The sequence below is a fragment of the Spirillospora sp. CA-108201 genome, from assembly GCF_050936235.1.
Classification (GTDB): Bacteria; Actinomycetota; Actinomycetes; order Streptosporangiales; family Streptosporangiaceae; genus Spirillospora.
The window spans coordinates 8,693,029-8,714,373 of sequence record NZ_JBNJNE010000001.1; the positions used below are offsets into that span (position 1 = coordinate 8,693,029).

Annotated in this window: 23 protein-coding genes; 16 read left to right on the forward strand and 7 right to left on the reverse strand. The window is 73.3% G+C overall.

Features of this window, described 5'->3' with window-relative positions; genetic code table 11:
* The first annotated feature begins 8 nt into the window (after positions 1–8).
* From ACQEU6_RS41550 to ACQEU6_RS41560, 3 genes are all read left to right on the forward strand, one after another.
* A complete protein-coding gene (locus ACQEU6_RS41550) occupies positions 9–1,184 on the forward strand; it encodes a sensor histidine kinase (protein WP_499339211.1) in 1,176 nt (391 codons plus the stop codon).
* 14 nt (positions 1,185–1,198) lie between these two features.
* A complete protein-coding gene (locus ACQEU6_RS41555) occupies positions 1,199–1,858 on the forward strand; it encodes a response regulator (RefSeq protein ID WP_499339213.1) in 660 nt (219 codons plus the stop codon).
* A gap of 73 nt (positions 1,859–1,931) precedes the next feature.
* Positions 1,932–2,294: a hypothetical protein gene (locus tag ACQEU6_RS41560; protein ID WP_499339215.1), complete on the forward strand. Its 363-nt coding sequence runs from the start codon at positions 1,932–1,934 to the stop codon at positions 2,292–2,294.
* On the opposite strand, the gene ACQEU6_RS41565 is transcribed toward ACQEU6_RS41560, so the two are convergent.
* The gene (locus ACQEU6_RS41565; protein ID WP_499339217.1) at positions 2,295–2,861 is read right to left on the reverse strand and encodes a thioredoxin family protein; all 567 of its coding nucleotides are present in this window, start codon (positions 2,859–2,861) and stop codon (positions 2,295–2,297) included.
* Between the two features lie 52 nt (positions 2,862–2,913).
* On the opposite strand from ACQEU6_RS41565, the gene ACQEU6_RS41570 reads away from it, so the two are divergent.
* On the forward strand, positions 2,914–3,276 hold the full coding sequence (locus tag ACQEU6_RS41570) for a nuclear transport factor 2 family protein (protein ID WP_499339219.1): 363 nt from the start codon (positions 2,914–2,916) through the stop codon (positions 3,274–3,276).
* A 496-nt stretch (positions 3,277–3,772) separates the two neighbouring features.
* Positions 3,773–4,135: a hypothetical protein gene (locus ACQEU6_RS41575; RefSeq protein ID WP_499339221.1), complete on the forward strand. Its 363-nt coding sequence runs from the start codon at positions 3,773–3,775 to the stop codon at positions 4,133–4,135.
* Between the two features lie 91 nt (positions 4,136–4,226).
* Here ACQEU6_RS41575 and ACQEU6_RS41580 read toward each other — a convergent pair whose 3' ends face one another.
* Positions 4,227–6,716 (reverse strand): DNA gyrase/topoisomerase IV subunit A, encoded by a 2,490-nt coding sequence (locus tag ACQEU6_RS41580; protein WP_499339223.1) that lies wholly within the window; start codon positions 6,714–6,716, stop codon positions 4,227–4,229.
* A 167-nt stretch (positions 6,717–6,883) separates the two neighbouring features.
* Here ACQEU6_RS41580 and ACQEU6_RS41585 point away from each other — a divergent pair, with 167 nt between their 5' ends.
* The 5 genes from ACQEU6_RS41585 (at position 6,884) to ACQEU6_RS41605 (ending at position 11,887) form a co-directional block, all read left to right on the forward strand.
* Positions 6,884–8,047, forward strand: coding sequence for a lactate 2-monooxygenase (locus tag ACQEU6_RS41585; RefSeq protein ID WP_499339225.1), 1,164 nt, complete (start codon positions 6,884–6,886; stop codon positions 8,045–8,047).
* A gap of 63 nt (positions 8,048–8,110) precedes the next feature.
* Positions 8,111–9,382 carry an alpha-amylase family protein gene (locus ACQEU6_RS41590; RefSeq protein WP_499339227.1) on the forward strand — a complete coding sequence of 424 codons (1,272 nt, stop codon included), beginning with the start codon at positions 8,111–8,113 and terminating at the stop codon, positions 9,380–9,382.
* Between the two features lie 91 nt (positions 9,383–9,473).
* Complete coding sequence (locus tag ACQEU6_RS41595; RefSeq protein WP_499339229.1) at positions 9,474–10,118, forward strand: ATP-binding cassette domain-containing protein; 645 nt, start codon at positions 9,474–9,476, stop codon at positions 10,116–10,118.
* A 39-nt stretch (positions 10,119–10,157) separates the two neighbouring features.
* The gene (locus ACQEU6_RS41600) at positions 10,158–11,285 is read left to right on the forward strand and encodes a sensor histidine kinase (RefSeq protein WP_499339231.1); all 1,128 of its coding nucleotides are present in this window, start codon (positions 10,158–10,160) and stop codon (positions 11,283–11,285) included.
* Positions 11,282–11,887 (forward strand): response regulator transcription factor, encoded by a 606-nt coding sequence (locus ACQEU6_RS41605; protein WP_499339233.1) that lies wholly within the window; start codon positions 11,282–11,284, stop codon positions 11,885–11,887. The genes ACQEU6_RS41600 and ACQEU6_RS41605 overlap by 4 nt, the downstream gene beginning before the upstream one ends.
* Before the next feature lie 190 nt (positions 11,888–12,077).
* On the opposite strand, the gene ACQEU6_RS41610 is transcribed toward ACQEU6_RS41605, so the two are convergent.
* From ACQEU6_RS41610 to ACQEU6_RS41630, 5 genes are all read right to left on the reverse strand, one after another.
* Positions 12,078–12,767: a class I SAM-dependent methyltransferase gene (locus ACQEU6_RS41610; protein WP_499339235.1), complete on the reverse strand. Its 690-nt coding sequence runs from the start codon at positions 12,765–12,767 to the stop codon at positions 12,078–12,080.
* 38 nt (positions 12,768–12,805) lie between these two features.
* Positions 12,806–13,555, reverse strand: coding sequence for an SDR family NAD(P)-dependent oxidoreductase (locus tag ACQEU6_RS41615; protein ID WP_499339237.1), 750 nt, complete (start codon positions 13,553–13,555; stop codon positions 12,806–12,808).
* Between the two features lie 79 nt (positions 13,556–13,634).
* Entirely contained in the window at positions 13,635–14,216 is a 582-nt protein-coding gene (locus ACQEU6_RS41620) for a TetR/AcrR family transcriptional regulator (protein WP_499339239.1), read from the reverse strand.
* Between the two features lie 40 nt (positions 14,217–14,256).
* The gene (locus ACQEU6_RS41625; protein ID WP_499339240.1) at positions 14,257–14,826 is read right to left on the reverse strand and encodes a hypothetical protein; all 570 of its coding nucleotides are present in this window, start codon (positions 14,824–14,826) and stop codon (positions 14,257–14,259) included.
* A gap of 94 nt (positions 14,827–14,920) precedes the next feature.
* A complete protein-coding gene (locus ACQEU6_RS41630; RefSeq protein ID WP_499339241.1) occupies positions 14,921–15,472 on the reverse strand; it encodes a hypothetical protein in 552 nt (183 codons plus the stop codon).
* 180 nt (positions 15,473–15,652) lie between these two features.
* On the opposite strand from ACQEU6_RS41630, the gene ACQEU6_RS41635 reads away from it, so the two are divergent.
* The 6 genes from ACQEU6_RS41635 (at position 15,653) to ACQEU6_RS41660 (ending at position 21,271) form a co-directional block, all read left to right on the forward strand.
* Entirely contained in the window at positions 15,653–16,912 is a 1,260-nt protein-coding gene (locus ACQEU6_RS41635) for a sensor histidine kinase (protein ID WP_499339243.1), read from the forward strand.
* The gene (locus ACQEU6_RS41640) at positions 16,900–17,547 is read left to right on the forward strand and encodes a response regulator transcription factor (protein WP_499339245.1); all 648 of its coding nucleotides are present in this window, start codon (positions 16,900–16,902) and stop codon (positions 17,545–17,547) included. Before ACQEU6_RS41635 ends, ACQEU6_RS41640 begins: the two co-directional genes overlap by 13 nt.
* Complete coding sequence (locus tag ACQEU6_RS41645; protein WP_499339246.1) at positions 17,544–18,344, forward strand: DUF4097 family beta strand repeat-containing protein; 801 nt, start codon at positions 17,544–17,546, stop codon at positions 18,342–18,344. The genes ACQEU6_RS41640 and ACQEU6_RS41645 overlap by 4 nt, the downstream gene beginning before the upstream one ends.
* 399 nt (positions 18,345–18,743) lie before the next feature.
* Entirely contained in the window at positions 18,744–19,766 is a 1,023-nt protein-coding gene (locus ACQEU6_RS41650; RefSeq protein ID WP_499339248.1) for a methionine ABC transporter ATP-binding protein, read from the forward strand.
* Complete coding sequence (locus ACQEU6_RS41655; protein WP_499339249.1) at positions 19,763–20,419, forward strand: methionine ABC transporter permease; 657 nt, start codon at positions 19,763–19,765, stop codon at positions 20,417–20,419. Before ACQEU6_RS41650 ends, ACQEU6_RS41655 begins: the two co-directional genes overlap by 4 nt.
* 36 nt (positions 20,420–20,455) lie before the next feature.
* Positions 20,456–21,271: a MetQ/NlpA family ABC transporter substrate-binding protein gene (locus ACQEU6_RS41660; RefSeq protein WP_499339251.1), complete on the forward strand. Its 816-nt coding sequence runs from the start codon at positions 20,456–20,458 to the stop codon at positions 21,269–21,271.
* The last annotated feature ends 74 nt before the right edge of the window (positions 21,272–21,345 follow it).

Genomic DNA, 21,345 nt, shown 5'->3' on the forward strand with positions numbered 1-21,345 from the left:
TCAGGGGTATGAACACGCTGGACGACGCCGTCGCCGCTCCGGTCCCGCACCGTGTCGTGAAGGGGGTTGCGGAGCGGACTGCGCGGCTTGCGGTCTTCGGGGTTCTGCTGGCCTGGGGTCTTGTCGCCTATGTCCGGGGGATACTCAGGGCCGATCCCGCTCCCGCACTGCACGGTGCCGGCCTGGCTCTCGTCGTGCTCAACGTGGTCATGTTCGGCCTGCTGGCGAGTGGTATCTGGCTCGGACGGGAGGGAGAGGCGCGGCGCCGGCGTCTGGGGATCGTCCTCCTGCTGGGGGCCCTCTGTTCGGCGATGGCGCTGTACGGGCTCGCGCCCGACTCCGGCAACGGGTTCTTCATCTCCATGGCCGGGCTGTGGATGCTGCTGACGTGGCTGCCGGTGCCGGGAGGCATCACGGTGAGCGCGCTGACGATCGCCGCGATCGGCGGGCTGGGGGAGGCGCTCGGCTCCGGCGGCGCCGACCTCGGCCAGATGGCGGCGGTCGCGGGCATCACCCTGGGCGCGCTCGCGAGCCGCCGGGGCAAGGCCGCGCAGGAGGCGACCCGCCGCGCGGAGGCCGCGAACGCGGTGCTGGCGGAGCGGTCGCACATCGCACGGGAGATCCACGACATCCTGGCCCATTCGCTGTCGGCGCAGATCGTCCACCTGGAGGGGGCGCGGCTGCTGCTGTCGCGGGACGGCGACCGCGTCCAGGCCCTGGACCGGGTGGAGCGCGCGCGGAACCTCGCCCGCTCCGGGCTGGAGGAGACCAGGCGGGCCCTGGCCACGCTCCGCGGGGAGATACCGCAGCCCAAGGAGGTCATCCAGGAGCTCGCAGAGGAGTTCTACGCCAGCACCGGACGCCCCTGCGACGTGCGCGTGACCGGCGCGCCCCGCGAACTGCCCCCGCAGGCCGGGCTCGCGGTCGTCCGGACCGCGCAGGAGGCGCTCACCAACGTCCGCAAACACGCTCCCGGCGCGCGCGCACAGGTCGCCCTGCGGTACCTCACCGGCAAGGTGGAGCTCGAAGTGACCGACACGGGCGGCACGGAGCCCGTCGAGGCTCTGGGCGGCGGCGGGTACGGCCTCGTGGGGATGCGGGAGCGGGCGGAGCTGATCGATGGCACGCTGGTGACCGGACCGGACGGCAGGGGATTCCGCGTGTCCCTCAGCGTGCCGGCCTGACGGGAGGGCGAGCGGTGGGCGACACGGCGAGGATTCTGGTCGTCGACGACCAGACGGTGGTGCGGGAGGGCCTGGTCCTCCTGCTGGAACTGCTGCCCGGCATCGAGGTCGCGGGGGCGTGCGGCGACGGCGAGCAGGCCGTGGCCATGGTCGCCGACCTCCGTCCCGACGTCGTCCTGATGGATCTGCGCATGCCGCGGATGGACGGGGTGGAGGCGACCCGCCGGATCAGGGCGAGGCACCCGGACGTCGGGATCGTCGTCCTCACCACCTACGCCGACGACGAGTCGATCTTCGCCGCGCTGCGCGCCGGGGCCCGCGGCTACCTCACCAAGGACGCCGACGCCGACGAGATCGCCCGCGCCGTCGCCGCCGTCCGCGGGGGAGCGTCGGGGCTCGACCCGGCCGTCCAGCGCCGCCTGGTCGAGGCCGTGGCCGCCGGCGAGGCCCCCCGCCGGGCCCCGGGCGGCAGGCTGCCGGACGGCCTGACCCGGCGCGAGGCGGAGGTGCTCGCGCTCATCGCCCAGGGACGCTCCAACGCCGAGATCGCGGGTGACCTCTTCATCTCCGAGGCGACCGTCAAGACGCACATCAACAACCTGTTCGCCAAGGCGGGCCTGCGCGACCGGGCCCAGGCCGTCACCTACGCCTTCCGGAACGGCCTCGGCGGATGATCTTCGGTCAGCGTCCGGCAAGGGCCCGGTCAAGGCCCCTTCCCGCGCGCCCGCGCGGGCCCAGCATGGGACCGTGCTGAGAACCTGCATGATCGCGGACTACCTGCGCCCCTACGCGCAATGGCGGATCAACCGCCCCGACCCCTGCGACGACGGCCGCAACGCCCGCGCCGCGGTCGGCCTCATCGACGCGGCCTCCTACGTGAACGGGCTGGACGACAGCGAGCGCGTCATCGTGCGCATGGCCATCGCCGGCTGCTTCACCCTGGGCCGCTTCAACCCGGGCGCGGAAGGCGAGCAGATCATCCGGTTCTGGCACTACGACGACGCCTCCGGCGGCCCGGCCGACCTGCTGGAGAGGCTGGCGGACTGCGCCGAACGCGGCCTGCGGAGCCCGGTGCCGCGTCCCCGCGAGGGCCAGACCGCCCTGGCGTGATCAGCCGGGCTCGTTGCCGGGCCTCCACTTGATGCCGCAGCCGAGGCTCGGCGTGTGGGGCTCGGGGACGTCCTCGCCGGCCAGGACCAGGTCCAGGGCGGCTCTGAGCGCGGCTCCGTCGGCCTTGACGTCGTTGCTCGGCCTCGCTCCGTCGAACTCGCCCCGGTAGGCGAGCGTGCGCTCCCGGCCGTAGACGAAGAAGTCGGGCGTGCAGGCGGCCCTGAACGCCTTCGCCGTCTCCTGCGACTCGTCCACCAGGTAGGGGAAGCCGAAGCCGGCCCTCGTCGCCTGCTCCCGGAGGCGCTCGGCGCCGTCGTCGGGATAGTTCGCGACGTCGTTGCTGCACACGGCGACGGTGGCGAGCCCCCGGTCCGCGTACTCGGCGGTGAGGGCGCCGATCGCGTCCTCGATCCGCCGCACGTAGGGGCAGTGGTTGGACAGGAACACCACGAGGAGGGCCGCCGCGTCCGGGAGGTCGCCGTCCGACACGGAGCCGCCTTCGACGGTGGGGAGCCGGAAGGCGGGGACGGGAGAGCCGAGCGGAACCATGAACGATGCGATAGCCATCCCCCCATCATGGACGACCGGCAACCAAGCGATCGCTTGCTAGGCTTCGGGCATGCCCTCCCAGGACCACATGAAGCAGGCGCTCCAGACCTACGTCGACGCCTTCAACGCCGCCGACGCGGCGACCGTCTGCGGCCTCTACGCCGACGACGCCGTCATCGAGGACCCGGTCGGCCACCCCCCGATGAGCGGCCGCGCCGCCATCGAGGAGTTCTACGCCAACGCCATCGCCGGCGGCGCCAAGCTCACCCTCGACGCGCCCATCCGCGGCTCCCACGGCGACCGCGCCGCCATGGCCTTCACCGTCGACGTCCCCGGGCTGCGCGTCCGCGCCATCGACGTCATGACCTTCAACGACGAGGGCAGGATCGTCCGGATGGAGGCGCACTGGGGTCCGGACGACGTCGAGACCTGACATCCGGAACGGACTCCGCCGCGCCGTCCCGCCGTCGGCGCGTCCGCGGATCCAGGAGGCCGGGAGCCGCACCGTTCGCCGCCGAGACGCACTCGTGAGCCGCCCTCGGCCGGGTTTGGTGCGACTGGCCCGCCGTCACCGAAATGGGCTGGAACGACCCTGCTCGCGGCAACGCCGCCGCACTGGCCGGCCAGCCTCCGGCGCCTCAGGGCGCGCGATGTGAGGGGCCGGATCTGGACACGTACTTTCTGTAATCAATCGACTACCACAGGTGAGAGGCGTGGGAAGCGGGTCAGACCCTCGCTCAATCGCAGTATGTGCACACTCCGTAATCAAGGGAGTCGTTCAGGCGTCTGGCAGCCGAGCGTGACGTGGTGAACACTCCTTGTGTCCGGTCCTCGGGCTCGCCCGCCGACCCTCGCGGCTCCCGCACACCCTGCGTCTCCGGGGTGCGCGTGGGCGCCGGCGGCGGGGAGCCACCGTCGAAGGAGAGCACATGCCGTCGATCAAGACCACCGCCCTGGCCCTTGCCGCGACCGCCATGGTGACCGGCCTGGCCACCGCGGGAGCCGCCAGCGCGCAGACCCCCTCCCAGCCGACCGCGGCGCGCGCCGCCGCCGTTCCGCCGGGCTACCAGGTCGTCGCCCTGCCGAACGCCAACGTCCCCAACTTCCAGCGCCGGACCGTTCTCTGCCCCGGCACCAAGCACGTCCTCGGCGGCGGCGGGGAGGCGCAGGGCAACGGCGCCGTCCTCGTCGGCTCGTTCCCCACCCCCGACGGGCGCGGCTGGATCGCTCTCGGCCGCCAGATCGGCTTCAACGACGTCGGCATCAGCGTCTACGCGATCTGCGCCGACTGACGCACCCTCCGGCCGCCGATCCCGCCCGCCGCCGCGGCGGCGGGCGGTGAAAGGCAGAGGCCCCGGGCGCTCGCCCGGGGCCTCGCGCGCGTCATTCCTCTTCGGGCGGTCCCTCTTCGGGGGCCGGGCCGATGGGGCCGCTGACGGCGGTGAGGGGCTTGTCCAGCGGCTCGCCGGAGCCGTCACGGCGGCCCATGGTGACGTTGAGCGTCGCCGGCCTGCCGTTCGGGCCCGCGGCCCGCAGGGGCGTCAGGGCCACCCACGCCTGGATCAGCGCGTCCTCGCCCTTGAGGAAGCGGTGGGCGCGGACGCCGCCGGTGGCGCGGCCCTTGGACGGGAAGTCGGCGAAGTCGGCGAGTTTGATCGCGCCGGAGTGGGTGCCGGGCAGCGCCGAGGACGAACCGGAGACCGTGATGACCCGGGCCTCGCGGGACGGGTCGAGGGCGCCGAACCACAGGACGCTCGCGCCGGAGCCGAGCTTGATGCCCGCCATGCCTCCGGCGGCCCGGCCCTGGGGACGGACGAGGGACGCGGCGAAGTGCAGGAGCTGGGCGTCGGTGCTGATGAAGGCGAGATGCTGCTCCTCGGACATCAGCTGGACCGCGCCGACGACGCGGTCGCCGTCCTTCAGGCCGATGACCTCGAACTCGTCGCGGTTGGCGGGGAAGTCGGGAACGACCCGTTTGACCACGCCCTGGGCGGTGCCGAGGGCCAGGCCGCCGCCTTCCTCGCCGACGGAGCCGATGCCGACGACCTTCTCGTCCGGCTCCAGATCGACGTACTCGGTGACCGGCGCCCCGCCCGCCAGGGACGGGGGCGTCGCGGACGGCGGCAGCGTCGGCAGGTCCAGCACGTCGATGCGGATCATCCGGCCCAGGGACGTCACCGCGCCGACCTGGCCGCGGGCCGTGGCGGGCACGACCGAGGTCAGCACGTCGTGCGCGGCCCGGGGGCCGCTGTCGGGCAGGGGCGAGGCGTCGTGCGTGCGGGCCATGAGGCCGGTGGCCGACAGCAGCACCGTGCACGGGTCGTCGGCCACCTCCAGCGGCACGGCCTCCGCGGCGGTGTGGCCCGAGGACTCCAGCAGGATGGTCCGGCGCGGGGTGGCGAACTCCTTGACGACCTCGCCCATCTCCCGGGAGACGACGCCGCGCAGCTTGCGCTCGGAGTCGAGGATCGCGGTCAGCTTCGCGATCTCCTTGGCGAGCTGCTCCTTCTCCTTCTCCAGCTCCAGGCGGTCGAAGCGGGTGAGGCGGCGCAGCGGGGTGTCGAGGATGTACTGCGCCTGGATCTCCGACAGCTCGAAGATCTGCATGAGGCGCTGCTTGGCCTGCGCGGCGTCGTCGCTCTGCCGGATGACCTGGATGACCTCGTCGATGTTCAGCAGGGCGACGAGCAGGCCCTCCACGAGGTGGAGGCGGTCCTCGCGCTTGCGGCGCCGGAAGAGCGAGCGCCGGCGGACGACGTCGATGCGGTGGTCGATGTAGACCTGGAGCAGGTCGCGCAGGCCGAGGGTGCGGGGCTGGCCGTCGACCAGGGCGACGTTGTTGATGCCGAACGTCTCCTCCATCGGCGTCAGCCGGTAGAGGTCGGCGAGGACGGCCTCGGGGTTGAAGCCGTTCTTGATCTCGATGACCAGGCGGAGGCCGACGGTGCGGTCGGTGAGGTCCTTCAGGTCGGCGATGCCCTGGATCTTCTTGGCGTTGACCAGTTCCTTGATCTTGGCCTTCACGCGCTCGGGGCCGACGGAGTAGGGCAGCTCGCTGACGATGATGCCCTTGCGCCGGGGCGTGACGCTCTCGACGGAGACCGTCGCGCGGGTGCGGAAGGTCCCCCGGCCGCGCTCGTAGGCGTCGCGGATGCCGTCCAGCCCGACGATCTTCCCGCCGGTGGGCAGGTCGGGGCCGGGCACGAAGCGCATCAGCTCCTCGAGCGTGGCGTCCGGGTGGTCGATCAGGTGCCGGGCCGCGGCGACGACCTCGCCGAGGTTGTGCGGCGCCATGTTCGTGGCCATCCCGACCGCGATCCCGGCCGCGCCGTTGACCAGCAGGTTCGGGAAGGCGGCGGGCAGCACCTCCGGCTCCTGCTCCTGCCCGTCGTAGTTGGGCCGGAAGTCGACGGTGTCCTCGTCGATGGAGGAGACCATCAGCATCGCCTCGCGGGACAGCCGCGCCTCGGTGTACCGCATGGCGGCGGGCATGTCGTCGCCGCCGAGCGAACCGAAGTTGCCGTGCCCGTCCACGAGCGGCATCCGCATCGCCCAGGGCTGCGCCATGCGGACCATCGCGTCGTAGATGGCGCTGTCACCGTGCGGGTGCAGCTTGCCCATGACCTCGCCGACCACGCGGGCGCACTTGACGTGCCCGCGGTCGGGGCGCAGCCCCATCTCGTTCATCGAGTACAGGATCCGGCGCTGGACGGGCTTCATGCCGTCGCGCGCGTCGGGAAGGGCCCGCTGGTAGATGACCGAGTAGGCGTATTCGAGGAAGCTGCCGCGCATCTCGTCGGAGACGTCGACGTCGACGATGTTCTCCTCGAAGTCCGGCGGAGGTGGAGGGGCTTGGGATCCGCGTCGTGCCATGCCCCACATTGTGGCCGGTCCCGGGGACATCTTTCGCCCGCCCCACCGGGTGATCCGGCCAAGTCGGCGGATCGATCCCGTTTCGTCACCTCCGCGGACCTGGCAGATTGAGCGGGAACCGATTCGGTTTCCCCAGGTGGAAGTTCGTCGAGCAGGTGGAGGTTTCGTTGAGCGGGCTGGCCGACTTCCAGAACTCGATCTATCTGCAGGGGCTCGGGGACGTCCTGCCGGCGCTGCCGACGGACCTGACGCGGCTGGAGGGCCTCGCCGAGCGGTCGCTGTCGGCGAAGGCGTTCGGCTACGTGGCCGGGTCGGCGGGCAGCGAGGCGACCGCGCGGGCCAACCGCGCCGCGTTCGACCGGTGGCGGATCGTCCCGCGCATGCTGCGGGACGTCGCCGAGCGCGACCTGTCGGTGACCGTGCTGGACACCCCGATGCCGTCGCCGGTCCTGCTCGGCCCCATCGGCGTGCAGTCGATCTTCCACCCGGACGGTGAGAAGGCCGTCGCGCGCGCGGCGGCGGCCGAGGGGCTGACGATGGTGCTGAGCACCGCGTCCTCGTTCGGCATCGAGGAGGTCGCGGAGGCGAGCGGGGACGGTCCGCGCTGGTACCAGCTGTACTGGCCGAAGGACCGGGAGCTCGCCGTCAGCTTCCTGGAGCGGGCGAAGGCGGCCGGGTACACCGCGCTCGTCGTCACGCTCGACACGTTCACGCTGGCGTGGCGCCCGCGCGACCTGGACCAGGCCTACCTGCCGTTCCTGCGCGGGATCGGGGTCGCGAACTACTTCGGCGACCCGGTGTTCCAGAGGGCCGTCGGAGGGCCCGTGACGGAGGCCAACCGCGACACGGCGCTCCTGCACTGGGTCGCCAACTTCGGCAACCCGAGCCTGACCTGGGACGACCTGATCTTCCTGCGCGAGCACTGGGACGGGCCCATCGCCCTCAAGGGCATCCAGCACCCCGACGACGCCCGCCAGGCCGTGGACGCCGGAATGGACGCCGTCGTCGTCTCCAACCACGGCGGACGCCAGGTGGACGGCGCGGTCGCCTCGCTGGACGCGCTCCCCGGCGTGGTCGAGGCTGTCCGCGACCAGGCGACGGTCCTCTTCGACAGCGGGATCCGGACCGGGGCGGACATCGTCAAGGCGCTCGCCCTCGGCGCCAAGGCGGTCCTGGTCGCGCGCCCGTACGCGTACGGGCTGGCCCTGGGCGGCCAGGCCGGCGTCCAGCACGTCCTGCGCTGCCTCCAGGCCGAACTGGAGCTCACCATGGCGCTTTCGGGCGTCAAGCGCCCGGAGGAGCTGACCCCGGAGATGCTCGTGCGCGCCTAGCCGGTTCAGGACCGGGGCCCGCCCGCCGGACTTTCGCAAGCGATTGCGGGTAGGGGGAGGCGCATGCTCTGGCCCGATCACGCCATCTGGTGGCACGCCTATCCCCTCGGCTTCGTCGGCGCCGAACGCGAGGCCGCCGCGGCGCCGGAACCCCGGCTCGGACGGATCGCGGGCTGGCTCGACCATCTCGTCGGCCTCGGCTGCAACGGCCTCGCGCTCGGGCCGGTGTTCGCGTCCGAGACGCACGGCTACGACACCGTCGACCACTACCGGGTCGATCCCCGCCTCGGCGGCGAGGGCGACCTGCGGCGGCTGATCGACGAGGCGTCCGGCAGGGGCGTCCGCGTGCTGCTCGACGGCGTCTTCAACCACGTCGGGCGCGGGTTCGTCCCGTTCGCCGACGTCGCCGCCAAGGGCGACGCCTCCGCGTACAGGAAGTGGTTCCACGCCGACCTGCGCACGTTCGAGGGCCACGACCGGCTCGTCACCCTGAACCATGCCGAACCCGAGGTCGCCGACTACGTCACCGCAGTCATGACCCATTGGCTGGAGCGCGGCATAGACGGATGGCGCCTCGACGCCGCCTACGCCGTCCCGCCGGACTTCTGGCGGACGGTCACAGACCGCGTCCGCGCGCGCTTCCCCGACGCCTGGCTCGTCGGCGAGGTCATCCACGGCGACTACGCGGGCCTTGTGCGGCGGACCGGATTCGACTCCGTCACCCAGTACGAGCTGTGGAAGGCCATCTGGAGCTCACTGAACGACCGGAACTTCTTCGAACTCGCCCACGCGCTGGATCGCCACAACGGGATGCTGGCCACGTTCGCTCCGCAGACCTTCCTTGGCAATCACGACGTGACCCGCATCGCCACCCGGCTGACCGACCGGCGCGTTCTGGCCCACGCGCTCGTGATCCTGATGACCGTCGGCGGCGTCCCGTCCATCTACGGGGGGGACGAGTTCGCCTTGGAAGGCGTCAAGGAGGAGCGCGAGGGCGGGGACGACGCCATACGCCCGGCGTTCCCGGACCGGCCCGGCGCCCTTCCCGGTCACGGCGGCGCGCACCACCGCCTTCACCAGGACCTGATCGGCGTGAGGCGGCGCCACCCATGGCTCGTCCGCGCCCGGACGATGGCGGCCACCTTGACCAACACGGCTTTCTCCTACACCGTGGAGGACGGCCCGGAGCGGCTGGGAGTCGTCCTGAACACGGGCGAGGAGCCCGCGAAGGTGAGCCTTCCGGCCGCCGGCTGGACGCGCGTGGCGGGCGACGCCGCCTTCACGGGGGACGGCGCCCTGGTCCCGCCCTCCGGATGGGCGATCGCGGAACCATGACATCCGTCATGGGCCATCCCTGAGAACTTCATGATCGTTTCCTGACGTCCGTGACTGCACGCGCGCGCCGCCGCCGGACAGCATGGAGCCCATGAAGGCACCGGTGATCGAGGTACGCGGCCTGGACCTGGACGAGGCCGTGCGCAACGTCTCGTTCACCGTGGCGCGGGGGGAGGTCTACGCGCTGCTGGGCCGCTACGGCTCGGGCAAGACGGCCCTCCTGGAGATCCTGGCGGGGCTGCGGCGGCCCACCGGCGGAACCGTCCGGCTCCGCGGCGCCGACCCCTACGCCGACCGTGATTCCGCGCGCGCGGGCGCCGTCTGGCGCGACGGCGGCCTCTTCCCGGGGCTGACCGTCGCCGAGGTGGTCGACACCTGGCGGCGCTGGACCCTCGACCCGCTCACCCGCGACGAGGCGCTGCGGCTGGTCGGCCTCACCCGTTTCGCCGACGCGCCGTTCGAGCGGCTGGACGCCGGGCGGCGGCGCATGCTCGACCTGGCGCTGGCCCTGGTCGGACGGTCGGACGTGCTCGTCCTCGACGAGCCCGCCGCGGGCCTCGACCGCGACGCCGCGCGCGAGGTGTGGTCGGTCCTGGCGAGGCTGGCCGCGGACGGGACGGCCGTGGTGGTCACGACCCGCGACCCCGGCGAGGCCTGCCGCGCCGACCGGGTCGGGATCCTGGACGAGGGCCGCCTGGTCACCGGGCGGGACGCCGCCCGCCTCCGCGCCGCCTGAGCCCCGCGCCTCCCCTTGACGGCCGCATACGCTGGGCGCGTGCAGCCCAGGATCCCCCGTCCCACCCTCATCGCCGCGATCATCGTGGGGATGACGGTGCTGACGCTGGCCGGGTTCCTGCTGCCGGTGCTCTGGTACGAGATCGTCGACCGGCGCGACGCCGGACGCCTGGTCCTGGCCCTCCTCGCGACCGGCGCCGCCTTCACCCTCTACGCCCGCCTCCTGTGGCAGAACCTGATGCGCCGGACCGCCCCCGCGCACAGGCTCGGGCTCGCCGCGATCGCGGCGATCTGCTGGGCGCTGCCCCCGCTGCTCGGCGCCGGTCAGGGCTGGGGCAACGCGCTCCTGGTCCCCGCCGGACTGATCGCCGTCGTGCTCCCGGTGCGCGAGGCGGTCGCCGTGACCGCGGCGGCGACCGTCCTGACCCCCGTCTACGGCGTGCTCCTCGGGCTCCCCGCACTGACCGTCCTGTACGAGGTGACAGGCGTGCCGCTCGGCGCCTTCTCCGGATACGTCACGGTCTGGCTGTTCCACGTCGTCCAGGAACTCCGGGAGGCGCGCGCGGAGCTGGCCCGGTCCGCGGTGGGGGAGGAGCGCCTCCGGTTCGCCCGCGACCTCCACGACGTCCTCGGCCACAGCCTCCAGGCCGTCGCGCTGCGCGCCGAGGTGGCCGAGCGGTTCGTCGAAAGCGACGACGGCCGCGTCCGCAAGGAGCTCACCGAGATCCAGACGATGGCGCGGGACGCGGTCCGGGACGTGCGCGAGGTCGTCCGCGGCTACCGGGCCACGTCCCTGCGCACCGAACTGGACGGCATGTCCGCCGTCCTGCGCGCCGCCGGGATCCGCTGCGAGCGCCCCGAGGTGTCGCCGGAGCTGCCCGCCCACGTCCACGAGCCGCTCGGCTGGGTCGCCCGCGAGGCCGCCACCAACGTCCTGCGGCACTCCAGCGCCGGCTGGTGCGAGATCACCGTCCGGGCCGGCCGCGACCGCGTCCAGCTGGAGATCGTCAACGACGGCGCCGCGCGTCGCGCCGCCGGGGACGCCGGAAGCGGCCTGGCCGGGCTCGCCGAGCGGATCGCGGCCGCGGGCGGCCGCTTCCAGGCCGGCCCCGCGGGCGACGGGACGTTCCGGGTGACGGCCGCCGTCCCCGCGAAGGGAGACGCATGATCCGCGTGCTGCTGGCCGACGACCACCTCCTGATCAGGGAGGCGCTCGTCCTGCTCCTGGAGACCGAGGACGGCATCGAGGTCGCCGCCGACGTCGGGCGCGGCGACGAGGCCGTCGAGCGCGCCCTCGCCCTCGAACCCGACGTCGCCGTCCTCGACATCGACATGCCCGGCCTGGACGGCCTCGCCGCGGCCGAGCGGCTGGCCCGCGAGCTGCCCGCCTGCCGCCTGGTGATCGTGACCGCGCACGGCCGCCCCGGGAACCTGCGCCGGGCCATGGCCGCCGGCGTCCGCGGCTTCCTCGGCAAGGACGCCCCCGGCCGCCGGCTCGCCCAGGTCATCCGGCAGGTCGCCGCCGGCGCCCGCTACATCGACCCCCAGCTCGCCGCCGACGCCCTCGCCGCCGAGGAGTGCCCCCTCACCCCCCGCGAACTCGACACCCTCCGCGCCGCCGCCGGCGGCGCCCCCGTCTCCCACATCGCCCGCACCCTGGGCCTCTCCGAGGGCACCGTCCGCAACTACCTCTCCGCCGCCGTCACCAAACTCGGCACCGACAACCGCCACACCGCCGCCCGCACGGCAGAAGACCAAGGGTGGTTGTAGCGCTCCGGGCAGCAGGCATAGCAACCACGCACCGACCTCGATGGTCGCGATCGCGTCCGAAGGCAGATTCGAGCGGAGCAAGAATCTGATCGCGCAGCGAGCCTCAAGGCGAGCCGGAGCGATGCCGGCGATCGCCCGCGTTTCTCGACGATGGAGGGCCTCCAGGCCCGAAGGAGGAGAGAAAGGCAAATCAGCGCCGCGCCAGCACCAGGGAGCCTCGTTTCGTGATCGGGAGGGGGGTTCGGAGGCGGGTGGCGGCCTCGGTGGCCTGGGGGCGGGGGACCCGGCGGGCGATCAGGTAGTCGCGGACGGCGGCCTGGTCGGGGAGGGTGATCAGCGGGGCGTCCCAGCGCTCCACCTCGATCTCGCCGAAGACCTCGCCGACGCGGGCCGGGGCCTCCTCGGCGTCGAACGTGGTCGGCTCGGGACGCCAGACCGGCGACAGCTCGGGGCTGTCGGTCCGGCAGATCGCGGTGACCAGGAGGAGACCGCCCGGGGCGAGGACGCGGCGGGCCTCGCGCAGCGCCCGGCCGGGGTCGTCCAGCTGGGGCAGCAGGTTCACGGCCACGGCGGCGTCGAAGGTCCCGTCCCGGAAGGGCAGGCGCAGCGCGTCGGCGCGCAGGCGCGGCGCCGGGTGGGCCGACACGAGGTCGGCGGAGACGTCCAGCCCGACGAGCCGGAACGGCGGCGGCTGGGGGAGGGCGTCGCTCAGGGCGCCCTCCCCGCAGCCGATGTCCAGGACGCGGGACACGCCCGAGCCCAGCAGCTTGGAGGAGATGTGGTCGTGCAGGCTCCGCGCCCCGATCAGGTACTTCCTGGTGACCCTGGCCGCGAGGCGGAAGCGTTCGGGGCCGGAGTCGCGGTCGGGTGTGAGGGCCATGCAGAGAGTCTTCCCGGTGTGCCGCCCGGAAAGCGTCGTCAGGCGGTGGCGCCTCCGTCGACGACGAGGTCGTGGCCGACCACGTGGGACGAGGCGTCCGAGGCGAGCCACAGGACGGTCTCGGCCACCTCGGAGGTGCCGGCCACACGGCCCGACGGCGCGGAGGCGCGCATCCGCTCGGCGCGCTCGGCGGGCGTCTCGCCGGGCAGCAGCGACATCGGCGTGTCGGTGGCGCCCGGGCTGACGGCGTTGACGCGGACGCCGTCGGCGACGTGGTCGAGCGCGGCGGTGCGGGTGAGGACGCTGACCGCCGCCTTGGACGCCGCGTACGCCGCGAGGCCGGGACGGCGCCCGTGCGCGCCGATGTTGGACGCCACGTTGACGATCGACCCGCCGCCGTGGGCGCGCATGTGGGCGATCTCGTGCTTCATCGACAGGAACACGCCGGTCAGGTTCACCGCCAGGACGTCGTTCCAGGCGGCGGTGTCGATGTCGGCGACGGGTCCGGCGGCGCCGAGGATCCCGGCGTTGTTGACGGCGACGTGAAGGCCGCCGTGGCGGCGCACCACCGCCTCGACCATCCCGGCGGCCGACGCGGGGTCGGACACGTCCGCGACGACATGGTCGGCCCGGTCGGAGCCGATCTCCTTCACCGCCTCCGCCAGCGCCGCCGCGTCGCGGCCGGCCAGGACCGCGGTCGCGCCCTCGCGGGCGAACGCGTGCGCGGTGGCGCGGCCGATGCCGCCCGCGCCGCCGGTGATGAGGACGATCCTGCCGTCGAACCGCATGGTGAGCTCCAAAATATTAGATCGATCGGTCTTGAATAAGGGGCGAAAGAAACCCCGCCGAGCGGCGGGGCGGCTCCGGTCAGGCGAAGAGGGCGGCGGCCTGGCGCGCCGCGTCCCTGAGGCGGTGGTCGTCGGCGGGCGCACGGCCGAGGACGCGCATGCCCTGGAAGACGACCAGCAGGAGGCGGGCCAGCGCGCGGGGGTCCTTCTCCGGGGGCAGCTCGCCCTGGGCCCGCGCGCGGGTCAGCGCCGTGGTGAGCGAGGCCTCCAGGAAGTTCCAGCTCGCCTCGACCAGCCGCGCGGCCTCGGCGTCGCGCGCGGCCAGTTCGACCGCGGTGTTCACGACGAGGCAGCCGAGCCGTGGCCGGTCGCGCGCCGACTCCTCGGCGTAGCGCTCGATCAGCTCCCGGACCGCCGGCAGCACGGGCCCGGGCTGCGACAGCGCCTCGGCGATCTTCGGGTCGGTGTCGCGGAGGTAGCGTTCGAGCGCCTTCAGGTACAGCTCGCGCTTGCCTCCGAACGTGGCGTAGACACTGGCCCGTGCGATGCCGAGGTGCGCCACGAGGTCGGCCATGGAGGTCGCCTCGTAGCCGCGCTCCCAGAACAGCTCCAGCGCCCGCCGCAGCGCGGCGTCCGGATCGAACTCCTTGGTCCGTGCCATGGCGACGACGATAGACCGTTCAAGAACGAACGGTCAAATATCAGGCCTGTGCGGCCGCCGGCACGGACGGGCGGTCCAGGTCCATGACGCCCAGCACCGCGCCGTCGGCGGCGAGCGCCTCCACGACCGGTCCGCGGCGGGCGCCCCAGACCACGACGACGTGCCCGTGCTCGGGGACGTCCAGGATCCGCTTGCCGACCCGCACCCGCGCGACCTCGGCCGAGGCCCGCAGCCGCGCCTCGTTCACCCACTTGGCGCCCCACGGCAGCAGCCGGTTGGCATTGCGCACCGTCCGGCTCGACCCGTACTTGAGCAGATGGCGCCCCATCTCGCCGCGCGAGCGGCGCTCCAGCGGCTCCGCGGGGGCCGATCCGCCCGCGCCGCCGAGGTCCATCCATTCGCCGTCGCGCCGATGGAACGTCCAGCCCTCGATGAACGAGGACGCGGCGTCCTCCCACTGGTACAGGAACGTGACAACGGCGATGTCGCCGTCCTTGTCGAGCCCGAGCGGAAGGTAGTCCCGCCCCTCGGCGAAGGCGGCGGGAGCGGGGACGGGAAGGCCGTCCCGGAGGAGCCGCAGGCACTCCTCGTGCACCTCGTGGTCGTTCATGATGGGGGACCTCTGATCGTGCAGGCAGGGCAAAGGGCCCTCCCGTGAGAGGGCCCCACGTCGGACTCACTCTAGAGGTCCGGCTCGTCTGGTTTCACCCGTCTGGCGTACTCCCGACAAGCCTTTGCCATCTGTCCTTCATCTCGTGGTCGATCAACGCGTCGCGGGACCGGAACGCCCGCGCGGCGAGGACGGCGCACAGCGCGGCCAGCGGCAGTTCCACCCCCGCCGCCAGGGCGATCGCCATCGCCCGCTCCGCGCCGGGGGCGGAGGTCATCACGTCGAACCACGCGTCGACGACCAGCAGCGCCCCGGCCGCGGCGGCGCCGAGTGCGTGGCGCGGGTCGCGGCGCACGAGCAGCACGCCGGTGCCGAGCAGCGCGGCCGCCTCCATCGCGTCCAGCCCCACCCAGGCGGCGGACCAGTTCGGCACCGCGGCGGTGGACGGCATGCCGGTGGCGAGCATCCACATCCACGGCACCAGCGCCGCGGCGCCCCCGATGAACGCCCAGCCGAGCCGCCGGCTCATCGACGTCCGCGGCGGCGCGGGAGCGGCCGCACGGCCGCCGCCGGAGGGCGGGCGGTGCCGGACGACGATCCCGGGACGGGGCGAGGGGCGGCGGGGACGGGTGACGACGGCGACCATGGGGACTCCTGCGGGCGTTGACCGGTGCGCATCCGCTGCCCGGATGCCTGATCAAAGCCTTGCCGCGATCCGCCGCACGATCAGTAGCGCACCCTTCCGACTCGGGGTGGCACTGGTTTCACCCCCGACCCTGCACCCCGGTTCATGGCAGTGCCCGAACTGGGGCAATACGGTTTCCCCATGGCATCCCTCTCCGTGGCCCGGCGCGTCCGCGTGCACGCTCCGTGGTCGGCCGCGGCGTGGCGCGACACGGTGTTCGTCGTCTCCGGGGTGCCGCTGCAGTCCGCCGGGTGGCTGATCCTCGGCTCCCTCTGGACGGTCTGGACGCCGGTGCGGGTGACGCCGATCCTGGCGCTCACCTGCGCGTCGGCGGTCCTGCTGCTGCTCGCGCTGCGCCCGCTGACGTCCTGGCAGCGGGAGCGGTGCTGGGCGATGCTCGGCCTCGACATCCCGCCGATGCCGGGCTTCGACGACGGGCGCGCCTGGGACGTGCTGCGCGACCTGCGCTCGCCCGAGCTGTGGCGCGTGCTGCGGTACCACCTGCTGGCCGGGCCGTTCCTGGCCCTCGGCGGGCTGGCCGTGATCGCGGCGTGGGCGGCCGGGCTCGCCCTCGCCGCGACGGCGACCTACGCGTGGGCGGTGCATCCCGGCGACTCGCTGGCCGGCCATCCGCAGCGCGTCGCCGTCCTCACCGCGGTCGGGGTGCTGCTCCTGGCGGCGGCGCCGTGGGCGGCGGCGGGCGTCCGGCGGCTGGACGCCCGCGCCGCCGCCGCGCTGCTCGGCCCCGACCGGGCGGAGGAACTGCAGCGGCGCGTCGAGGACCTGGCCGAGAAGCGCGCCAGCGTGGTGGACGCCGCCGACATCGAGCGCCGCCGCATCGAGCGGGACCTGCACGACGGCGCGCAGCAGCGGCTCGTCTCCCTCGCGCTCAACCTCGGGCTGGCGCGCGAGACGCTCACCGGCGTCCCGGACGAGGCCATGCGCGTGATCGTGGAGGCGCACGACGAGGCCAAGGCGGCGCTGACCGAGCTGCGCGACCTGATCCGGGGCCTGCACCCGGCCGTGCTGGAGGACCGCGGCCTGGACGCCGCCCTGTCCGGCGTCGCCGCGCGGGTGCCGCTGCCCGTCCGGCTCAGCGTCGACATCGAGCCGCGCGCGTCCTCCACCGTCGAGGCCGTCGCCTACTTCGTCGTGTCCGAGGCCCTCACGAACGTGGTCAAGCACGCGCGGGCGAACGAGGTGGACGTCCGCGTGGCCCGCCGCGGCGACGTGCTTCTGGTGACCGTCCGCGACGACGGCGCGGGCGGCGCCGACCCGTCCGCCGGGACCGGCCTGACGGGGCTCGCGCGCCGCGTGCGGTCCGTGGACGGTACGTTCCGGATCACGAGCCCCGCCGGGGGCCCGACGACCGTCACCGTGGAGCTGCCGTGCGCATTGTGATCGCCGAGGACTCGGTCCTGCTGCGAGCCGGGCTGATCAAGGTCCTGGAGACCTCCGGGTTCGAGGTCGCCGCGGCCGTCGGCGAGGCCGAGGGGCTCCTCGCGGCCGTGCGCGAGCACCGGCCCGACGCGGCGATCGTGGACGTCCGGATGCCGCCCGGCTTCACCGACGAGGGCGTCCGCGCGGCGCTGGTGATGCGGCGGGAGACGCCCGGGACCGCGGTGCTGCTGCTGTCGCAGTACGTCGAGGAGCGGTACGCGGCGGACCTGCTGTCGAGCAGCACCAGCGGGGTCGGCTATCTGCTCAAGGACCGCGTCGCGGACGTGTCGGCGTTCCTGGACGCGCTGCGCCGGGTCGCCTCCGGCGGCACCGCGCTGGACCCCGAGGTCGTCTCGCAGCTCTTGCTGCGCCGGCACCGCGACCCGCTCGACCGGCTCACCCCGCGCGAGAAGGAGGTGCTCGCACTCATGGCCGAGGGCCGCTCCAACGCGGGCATCGCCGCGGCGCTGGTGGTGAGCGAGAGCGCGGTCGCCAAGCACATCAACAGCATCTTCGCCAAGCTCGACCTCCCGCACGCCGAGGGCGACCACCGCCGCGTCCTCGCCGTGCTGCGCTTCCTGGGCGGCGAGGGGTGACGGTTCCGGCCGCCCCGGACCGGCCGAGGCGCCGCGCCGTCTGGATCGCGCTGGCGGTCGCGACGGCGCTGGTCGTGGTCGCGCCGGTCGGCCTCAGGGCGTTCGGCCGGGCCGTCCAGCGGACCTCGACGTCCATGACCCCCTACCGGCACGCGATCCGGGAGGTGCGGCTCGACGTGGGCAGCGCCGAGGTCTCGGTCGGACCGGGATCGGACGGGGAGGCGCGCGTCTACAAGGACCTGCGCTGGGGGCCGAGGAAGCCCGAGCTCACCGAGTCGCTGGTGGACGACGTCCTGTTCGTCACCTTCCGCTGCCCGGGCCCCGACTGGCCGGGCGCCGGCTGCGGGGCGGAGATCGACGTCCAGGTCCCGGCCGGGGCGCGCGTGTCGGCGGTCTCGGGCTCCGGGAGCATCGACGTGCGCGGGGTGACCGGGGACCTCGACCTGCGGACCGGGTCCGGGGAGATCGACGTCGCCGGGGCGCGCGGCCGGCTGCGGCTGCTGGCGAGGTCCGGAACGATCAGCGGCCGCGCCCTCGCCGCGTCGAAGACGCAGGCCGACGTGTCGTCGGGCACCCTCGACCTGCGCTATGCCGAGCCGCCGGACTCGGTGGACGCCTCCGCGGGCTCCGGCACCGTGAAGATCATCGTTCCGCCGGGCTCGCGCTACCGGGTCGCCGGGTGGACGGGCGCGGGCAACGCCCACCTCAACCCGGCCGTCTACGACGACCGCTCGGACCGGCGGATCTCCGTCCGCAGCGGCTCGGGCGAGACCTACGTCGACTACCGCGATGACTAGGACGAATGCCGCGAACCGGAGCGATGGGCATCACACCGGGCGGATTTGCGTACATCGGTGTGCGGCCGGTTAACTGCTGGCATGCCTTCCGTACGCCTGTGCCTCGAGCACCGCCCGCCGATGCCGCGGGCCATGCGGCGTACGTGTTGCCGGCGAATGTGTGACCGCTGAGGGCCCCCGCCTGAGACTCGCGCCCCGAAGCGAGCGAACTCCGAGACCCCCGAGTCGCGCATGTTCTTCCAACGCCACCTGCTGAGCCACGCGCCGTACCCGCCCGGTCTCTCCTGACCCGCGCGGCGCCGCTCCGGCGCGTCCGCCGACACCGGCACAGCCTGATCGCCGACCCGTCCTGAACGCCGCCGCCCGTCCGGCGGCCCCCGTCCGCATGGGTGATTCCCTGTGATTCAGATCGAAAAACTTCGTAAGGTCTACCGCGGCCGCGGCCGCGAGGTGGCCGCCGTCGACGGCGTCGACCTGACCGTCGCCGAGGGCGAGGTCTTCGGCGTGCTCGGCCGCAGCGGAGCCGGAAAGAGCACCCTGCTGCGCTGCGTCAACCTGCTGGAGCGCCCGGACGAGGGCCGCGTCGTCGTCGGCGGCCGGGACCTGCTCGCGCTGCGCGGCGGGGAGCTGCGCCGGGCGCGCCGGGGCATCGGCATGATCCACCAGCACTTCGGCCTGCTCGGCAGCCGGACCGTCGCCGGGAACGTCGCGTTCCCGCTGGAGGTCATGGGCGTCCCGCGCGCCGAGCGGGCCGGCCGCGTCGCCGAGCTGCTGGACCTCGTCGGGCTCACCGAGCACGCGAAGGCCCACCCGGCGCGGATCTCCGGCGGGCAGAAGCAGCGCGTCGGCATCGCCCGGGCGCTCGCGGGACGGCCGAAGGTGCTGCTGTCGGACGAGGCGACGTCGGCGCTCGACCCCGAGACGACGGCCTCGATCCTGGAGCTGCTGCGCGACCTCAACCGCCGGCTCGGCCTCACGATCCTGCTCATCACCCACGAGATGGACGTGGTGAAGCGCATCTGCGACTCGGCCGCGGTCATGCGGGAGGGCCGGTTCACCGAGTCGGGGCCGGTGCCCGAGCTGCTCGCCCGCCCGGGCTCGGAGCTGGCGCGGGGCCTGTTCCCGCTGCCGCCCGCCGAGCCCCGCGACGGCACGACGCTGGTCGAGGTCACCTTCACCGGAGGCGCGACCGACGAGCCGTTCGTGTCGGCGCTGGCCCGCAAGTACGCGCTGGACGTCAACATCCTCGGCGGCGCCGTGGAGACGGTCGGCGGCGAGCGCGTCGGCCGGCTCCAGCTCGAACTGCCCGGCGAGCCGGCCGCCAACGCCGCGCAACTGGCCTTCCTGCGCGAGTCCGGCCTGGCCGTGCGGCTCGTGGACCCCGTGCAGGCGGCGAACCCCGGACTGGAGGATCCCCGATGAGCTGGGACGAGGTCATGCCGCTGCTGTGGCCCGCCACCCGCGAGACCCTCTACATGACCGGCGTCGCGACGCTGTTCACCGCCGCCCTCGGGCTCCTGCTCGGGGTGCTGCTGGTGATCACCGAGCGGGGCGGGCTGCTGCCCGCGCCGCCCGTCAACGGCGTGCTCGGCGTCGTGGTCAACATCGGGCGGTCGCTGCCGTTCCTGATCCTGATGGTGGCGATCATCCCGTTCACCCGGGCGGTCGTCGGCACCAGCATCGGCAACGCCGCCGCGATCGTCCCGCTGACCGTCGGCGCCATCCCCTTCTACGCGCGGCTCGTCGAGATCGCGCTGCGCGAGGTCGACCCGGGCGTCATCGCCGCCGCGGACGCGATCGGCGCCACCCGCCGAGAGATCGTCGGCAAGGTCCTGCTGCGCGAGGCGCGGCCGGGCCTGGTGTCCGGGCTGACCGTCACCGTCATCGCGCTCATCGGCTACACGGCCATGGCAGGGACGGTCGGCGGCGGCGGACTCGGCAACCTCGCCGTCGTCTACGGCTACGAGCGCTTCGAGACCAAGGTCATGGTCTCCACCGTGGCGCTGCTGGTCGTCATCGTCCTGATCATCCAGGCGGCGGGCGACCTCGTCGCCCGCCGGCTGACCCACAAGTAGTCCCGATCCCCGGAACCTGAGAGAAAGGCACTCCTCGTGCTTCGCAAGCTCACCGCCGCGCTGGCCTCCGTCGCCCTCCTCGGGGGCCTCACCGCCTGCGGCTCCTCCTCGGCGTCCGGCGACCCGGACGCGCCGCTGAAGGTCGCGGTCAACCCCGTCCCGCACGGCGACATCCTCAAGTACGTCAAGGACGACCTGGCGGGCAAGGCCGGCCTCAAGCTGGAGATCGTCACCTTCAGCGACTACCAGCAGCCCAACACCGCGCTGAAGGAGAAGCAGGTCACCGCCAACTACTTCCAGCACGTGCCGTTCATGGAGGAGTTCGAGAAGAAGTCCGGGACGAAGCTGTCGTTCGTCGCGCCCGTGCACCTGGAGCCCCTCGGCGTGTACTCGAAGAAGGTGAAGAGCCTCCAGGCGGTCCCGCAGGGCGCGACCGTCGCCGTGCCGAACGACCCGGCCAACGAGGGCCGCTCGCTGAAGCTGCTCGCCGACAACGGCCTGATCACGCTGAAGCCGGACGCGCCGACCAGCGCGACCGAGCGGGACGTCGCGAGCAACCCCAAGGGCCTGAAGTTCAAGCCGCTCAAGGCCGCCCAGCTGCCCCGCTCGCTGGAGGACGTCGACCTGTCGGTGATCAACGGCAACTACGCGATCGAGGCCGGGCTCGCCCCGAACAAGGACGCGCTCGCCGCCGAGAAGGCCGAGGGCAACCCCTACGCCAACGGCATCGTCACGCTGCCGGAGGACAAGGACGACCCCCGCGTGAAGAAGCTCGTCCAGCTGCTCCAGGGCCCCGAGGTGAAGAAGTTCGTCGAGGACAAGTACAAGGGGTCGGTGCTGATCGCCTCCTGACCCTTCCGCCCGTCCTCGAACCGCGCAAAGCGGCCCGGTCTGTCCGTCGGTCCTGATAGGACAGGTCCCGAAGA